Here is a 622-nt window from a genome sequence, read left to right as displayed (position 1 = left end):
CCCAGCGGCGGTGGGGAAGATAGTACACCAGACGCAACAAGCAAACCGCAAGGTTTATCAATAGGCGATACAGCGGCAACAGACAAAGCAGAATTTGTTTTGAAGGAATTTGAATTTACTAACGGACTATATAACAGTTCCAACGACCTAACTAAACATCTTATACCATTAACTGATGAAGAAATTGACGCTCTTGACAGCGGTGTATATCAAACGGATGATGGAAAAGTTCTTGCATACATGGAATTTACAATAAAAAATACCGGAAAAACAAAATTAGAAAATTGTTGGGTTAAAACGGAGGATGGACATACAAGTTATGTAGGTGGGTATGTGGAACTTGACTATAATGACTACTTATTCCGTGCTTTAGATGATAATGGATTTATGATTGATATTACCGCAATAGAAAAAGGTCATACAACGTTTATTGGCAATAATTCTACATTAGAATTAGACGTTTTAGAAGATGCACATACATATAGAGGGTGTATTAAAGTACCAGAACAAGTTATGAATGATACAGATAAATCATTAAGTATAAATATTTATCTTCCTTGCGAAAATGGAGAATTTGAAACATTTACATACAAAATAAGATAAATATAAGGCGGCTAGTATT

General features: G+C 34.2%; 1 protein-coding gene. It reads left to right on the top strand.

Annotated features, from left to right (window positions below; all coding sequences use genetic code 11):
* Positions 1 to 603 (top strand): hypothetical protein (locus tag D1159_RS19045; RefSeq protein ID WP_161847144.1); only part of this gene is annotated, 603 nt, incomplete at its 5' end.
* Positions 604 to 622: the final 19 nt, after the last annotated feature.

The sequence above is a fragment of the Pseudoflavonifractor sp. 524-17 genome, from assembly GCF_009935845.1.
Lineage (GTDB): Bacteria > Bacillota > Clostridia > Oscillospirales > Oscillospiraceae > Pseudoflavonifractor_A.
This window is presented reverse-complemented; position numbering and strand designations above follow the sequence as displayed.